Source organism: Thioalkalivibrio sp. (assembly GCF_007692535.1).
In the GTDB taxonomy this organism is placed as follows: domain Bacteria; phylum Pseudomonadota; class Gammaproteobacteria; order Ectothiorhodospirales; family Ectothiorhodospiraceae; genus Thioalkalivibrio.
The window spans coordinates 1-5,232 of sequence record NZ_REBW01000258.1 but is presented as its reverse complement, the minus strand read 5'-3'; the positions used below and the strand labels follow the sequence as shown (position 1 = coordinate 5,232).

4 protein-coding genes and 1 pseudogene are annotated in these 5,232 nt (G+C 63.7%); all 5 read right to left on the bottom strand.

Annotation, left to right across the window (positions count from 1 at the left end):
- Nucleotides 1-265 (bottom strand): annotated as a pseudogene (locus tag EA346_RS14420) (hypothetical protein); the annotation flags it as partial.
- Nucleotides 266-603: 338 nt separating this feature from the next.
- Nucleotides 604-1,944 (bottom strand): sigma-54 dependent transcriptional regulator, encoded by a 1,341-nt coding sequence (locus EA346_RS14415; protein ID WP_296759759.1) that lies wholly within the window; start codon nucleotides 1,942-1,944, stop codon nucleotides 604-606.
- Between the two features lie 118 nt (nucleotides 1,945-2,062).
- On the bottom strand, nucleotides 2,063-3,688 hold the full coding sequence (locus tag EA346_RS14410; protein ID WP_296759757.1) for an ATP-binding protein: 1,626 nt from the start codon (nucleotides 3,686-3,688) through the stop codon (nucleotides 2,063-2,065).
- 175 nt (nucleotides 3,689-3,863) lie between these two features.
- Nucleotides 3,864-4,442, bottom strand: a complete 579-nt coding sequence (locus tag EA346_RS14405) for a DUF302 domain-containing protein (protein ID WP_296759756.1) — start codon at nucleotides 4,440-4,442, stop codon at nucleotides 3,864-3,866.
- A gap of 204 nt (nucleotides 4,443-4,646) precedes the next feature.
- A partial coding sequence (locus tag EA346_RS14400; RefSeq protein WP_296759754.1) for an FCSD flavin-binding domain-containing protein occupies nucleotides 4,647-5,232 on the bottom strand: 586 nt, incomplete at its 5' end.

Below are 5,232 nucleotides of genomic sequence, written 5' to 3'. Positions count from 1 at the left end.
GGTTGGTCGACGTTACCCTAACGTTGTCAATGCTCGCCGTTGTAATGGCAGGAACAGGTTGTGCGTGCGTGGCGGCAAGCGAAAGCGGATCCTGCGTCGGATCTGCGGGTGCTCCCGGGACGCCGGGTGTCCCCGGCTCGCCCGGCGGCCCCTGGGCACCATCGTCCCCGTCGCTGCCGCAACCGGCGAGCCCCAGTGTCATGGCCAGGAGCACGGCGGCTGCCGCCGTGCCCAACAGGCCGGGTGTTCGTTGTCTCGTCTGCATGGTCATCCTCCCCAGTGTGGAATCAAGACGGACGGGTTAGATCCCGTCGCGTTCAAACTCGAGTCCTGCGTTGTTGTGAACTGCCCTCGAGGCGCTGGAGCGGCGGGCTTACGGGATCGGTCCGGATCCCGTTGCGACCTGCCGGCGTTAAAAAAACGCAAACGGGTCGCACCCCAGATTTCGCGTCATCGCGACGCGCCTCTTGGGGAACTTTCTGCAAGAACCGAGCCACGCTTGCGATTGATGAGAATCAATGCCTTGCGGGCCTGGGGGAGGGAGGGGGGATGTCACAATGGCAAACGAAATGTCAAAATGACAAGGGAATGGGGCCTAGGCGGTCACAGCCCCCAGCGCTCGAGCTTCCGGTACAGCGTGCGCAGACCGATGCCGAGGATGCGGGCGGCCTCCGGCTTGTCGCCGCCGGTCTGCTCCAGTGTCTCTGCGATCAGCTTGCGTTCCATCGCGGCGAGGGCGCCGCCCTGATCGGTGTCGGAATGCATCGCCGGGCACTTGCTGAGCAGGTGCTCGGGCAGGTTGTCCAGGGTGATGACCTTGTCGGTGGCGGTCACCACCATGCTTTCGACGCAGTTCATCAATTCCCGGACGTTACCGGGCCAGGGATGTTTGCGCATCAAGTCCCGCACCTCTTCGCTGATGCCGGTGATGCCGCGGTTATGCGTCTCGCTGTAGTGGGAGAGGAAGTGACTGCTCAGGACGTCGATGTCCTGACTGCGCTCGCGCAGGGGCGGGACCCTGAGCTTGACGACACACAGCCGGTAGTACAGATCCTCGCGGAATCGCCCTTCGGCAACGAGCTCCTCCAGGCGCTGGTTGGTGGCGGACACGACCCGCACATCCACCTTCAGGTCCCGGTGTCCGCCGACGCGCTCGAAGGTTCGCTCCTGCAGAAAGCGCAGGATCTTGACCTGCACGGAGGGGGGCAGGTCGCCGACCTCGTCGATCAGCAGGGTCCCGCCGTCTGCGAGTTCGAAGCGTCCCTTCTTGGTCGCGAGGGCGCCGGTGAACGCGCCGCGTTCATGGCCGAAGAGTTCGGATTCGACGATGCCTTCAGAGAAGGCCGCGCAGTTCACCTTCACGAACGGTCCGAGTGAGCGATCGCTGTTGTAGTGGATGATGTTCGCGATCATCTCCTTGCCGGTGCCACTCTCGCCCTCGATCAGCACGGTGGCGTTGGTCCGGGCGACCTGCTCGACCTGCGCGAGCAGTTGCCGGATCTCCGGGGATTTTCCGACGATCGCGGCGTCGCTGTAACGCTCGATGAACTTCCGTTTCAGCTGCACGTTCTCGTCGCGCAGCTTCATGGCCTCGATGGCCTTGATGATCAGCACCTCCAGCCGGTCGATGTTGATGGGCTTGGGGAGGTAGTCGTAGGCTCCTTTTTTCATCGCCTCAACCGCGGAATCGACGGTTCCCTGCCCGGTGATCAGAATCACCATGGGCCGGTGTTCCAGCTTGTTGATGTGCTCCAGCAGTTCCATGCCCCCCATGCCCGGCATCACCAGGTCCGCGAGCACGACTGAGATCGGCTCGGACTGGAGCAGTTCAAGGGCCTCCACGCCGCTACCCACGGCGAAAGTCGTATACGTGTCGGACAGGGCACGGGACAGCGTCTCCCGGGTCAGCTTGTCGTCATCGACGATCAGGATTGAGTGTTGCAAGATGTCGTCCGTTTCTCGGTTGTTGGGTGCGAGCCGGGGTTGGAGGCTACGGTGGTGCCCGTGCCCGGGCTTGCAGCACCGTAGGTCAGGGTTCAGGCCATGCCGGTGGGATCCCTGGTCAGGAGGTGCTGCATTCGAGTTCGCGCGGGCGTGGTGCCGAATCCTGCGAGGTCACGGGTCCCGAGATCGGCAGCCGGAGCGTGAACGTGGTCCCCTGGCCGGGCTGGCTCACGCAGGTCACCGACCCGCCGTGATCCTCGGCAATACGTTGCACGATGGCCAGGCCGAAGCCCAGGCCCGTCTCCTTCCGGGTGAAGAAGGGGGTGAAGATCCGTTCCTGGTCCTCCGCGGGGATGCCGGTCCCGGTGTCCGAGACCTCGATCAGTCCGCATTGGTCCTCCTCCCGTGTGGCGACTGCGAGGGTTCCGCCCTCCGCCATTGCGTCCAGCGCGTTGGCGAACAGGTTGATCAACGCCTGGGCGACCTTGCGCTCATCCAGAAGTAGCGCCGGTAGGCGGGTGTCGAGTCTTGCCTTGATGCGAACGTCGGCCTCCTCCGCCTTCTGGCTGAACATGTCCATGACCTCGCGCACGATGCTGTTTGCATCGGCGTGCCGGGGCTGCGAAGCCGGGAAGCGCGCATAGTGGACGAACTCGTCCAGGTACGAGCTAATCCTCAGCACCTCGCGGTCGATCACCGAGATCAGGCCGGTGATCTCCGAGTGGGCGTCTGGGTCGGTGGGCATGTGTTCGCGGGCCCTTCGCTTCAGCAGTTGCAGGTTGATGTAGAGCGCGTTGAGCGGCGTTTTGATCTCGTGATTGACTGTGGTGGCGATCTGGCCGAGGGTGGCAAGCCGCTCCATCCGGACCAGGTCGTTTTGTGTGCGTTGCAGCGAGGAATAAGCCTGCTCGAGGCTTCGGGTGCGGTCCTCGACGCGGCGTTCGAGTTCGTGCGTCAGTTCGGACAGATCGCGCTCGTGACGCTGGATGGTCTCGGCCATGTCGTTGAAGGAGCGGTATAGGACGCCTATCTCGGTCTGGGATTGCGTGCGCGCGCGGGCGGACAGATCGCCTGCTGCGAGCAGCCGGGCCGTGCGGGCCAGCGCCTTCACAGGGCTGACGACGTACCGGGAGTGCAGCATGTAGCCCAACCAGACGATGAACAGTCCGAGGATGGAAAGCGCAAGGAAGAGGGTGAAGAGCGTATCGAAGCGTCTTTCGGCCATCCCGATCTTGCGGGCGATGATCGCGAAGTGGAGATCGTTGATCTCTGAAAGCAGTTGGTTGATCTGCTCGCTCCTTTGCTGGAGTTCATGGGCGAGGACCTGACGGGGCAGGGCCTCCGGGAACGAGTCTCCGCCAGAGGGAGTGATTTGCGGCAGGCTTCGAACGACCGCGTCGAGTTCCCGTAACAGCCGAACCTCTTCAACGCTTTCCGGGTAGTCCGCCGCCTCCTCGTATGCGATGTAGCCGGAGAGATCGGCCTGCAGCCGGGTCAATATGGATGCCGCCCGTTCGCGCGAGTCTTCGTGCGGGTCGAGCAGGTGGTGATATTTTGCCAGCAGCAGTTGATGGGCATGGTCCTGCAGGCGACCGACAAACGCGATGTTGCGGGCTTCCGTCTCGATCATTCGCGCCTTGTCGCTGACGGTGTCCACGCTCATCACGGCGGCAGCGCCAAAGGCCAGCACCCCCGAGAACAGGAACGCCGAAGCGACGAGCAGGTAGCTGTTCAGACTCTTCACAGGGTCGGCAGGGGGTCCAGATTGATTCCAACCCTGAATGTAGCAGGTAATGGGCACGAAAGCGCTCACCACGCCCCGGTTTCGCCGCGGCGCAGTGGTCTGAAACCGGGAAGGAGGTCGGCGCGAAGCCGAGGCCGGATCTTCTTCCCCGAAGTATCCCAAGTCCGACAGGCTGCTAGAAGTCGCCCCTGGCGGCGCCATCCATAATGTCGTTCAGCGTGGCACTGACCCAGAGCGCGCCCTCGCGCAGATCGGACGGTAGCGGCTTGCCGCCGTAGATCATCATGTCGAGATCCATCATCTGCAGCCACAAGGTGCCGTCGTCGTCCTGGACCAGGGCAATGCGGCAGGGCATGAAGGCCGTGTAGGCGTTGTGGTAGTCGGCCATCATGGCGCCAATGCCGACGTCGCAGAAGGAGAAGAAGTTGACGTAGCGATAGGGCTCGCCGGTGACCGCCTCCACCTGCCGGGAGAAGGGGGCTTCTCCGACGTAGAGCATGTTGTGGCCGGCGGCGAGGCTCTTCATCGATTCGACCACGTCATCGATCCCGAGTCCGTCCTCCACCTGGACCATTCGGACCATGGCGACTGCCGGATCGAGGTTCTCCATGTAGCGTTTGGCGAATTCCGTGTACATGGCCGGCGCTCCCGGATCCAGTTTTCCGAGAAAGTTCTGTGCGGCGACGTATCCTGCCAGACCCGCGATGATGGCCAGGGCACCGATGATGGCCAGAATGTTCCGTAAAATGTTCACAGGCTCTATTCCTCATGATGAACCGCTGTCAGCGGCACCGCGTCGGGCGGACCAGGGCTCGCCCGGTCCCTGCCGGGACGGGGTTTCGCCGGAGACATGTCCGAAGACGACCCCGGTTTTGCCGATGGTCCCGGGCGTCGCCGGATGTCCCGAGTGTCCCCGGGGCCGCCGGAGCGGCCGCGGGGATCCGGCGGGCCAGGACTGTCAGCCGAAGCCCTGGTCGACCAGATTGTCGTACCAACTCGCGGCGTAGCGGGCCTCGCGCGTCTGGAACCGGTCATCGGCGCCGGCCGGCGAGATGGCGACCGAGTCGCCGACGCCGACGATGGACTGCTGCCCGTCCGCGTCCGTCACCGCCTTGTAGACGCCGGATACCGAGATGCTGTGTTCCGGAGTCAGCAGGCTGTAGCAGGTGTTGAAGAACGCAGGCTTGCCGGGTTCGCGCCCGTTGATGTGGTCGATCACCGCCATCGCCGCGACCTTCGCGGTGGAGGCGGCGATGTATGCCGACTTCGGCAACGCGCTGCTGACGATGGCATCGCCGATGATGTGAACGTTTTTCGCGAGGGTGGACTCGAGGTTCCAGAAGTCGACCGGGCACCAGCCCGAATCGTCGGTGAGACCGGAATCGACCGCAACCCTGCCGGCCGTGTGCGGGGGAATGATGTTGACCACATCGGCACGGAAATCGTCGAAGTCGGTGTGCAGCGAGCGTCCGGCCACATCGACTCGCTGGATCCCGCCTCCGGTCTCGTAGCCGCCGACCCATTCGATCATGCCGGGGTAATGG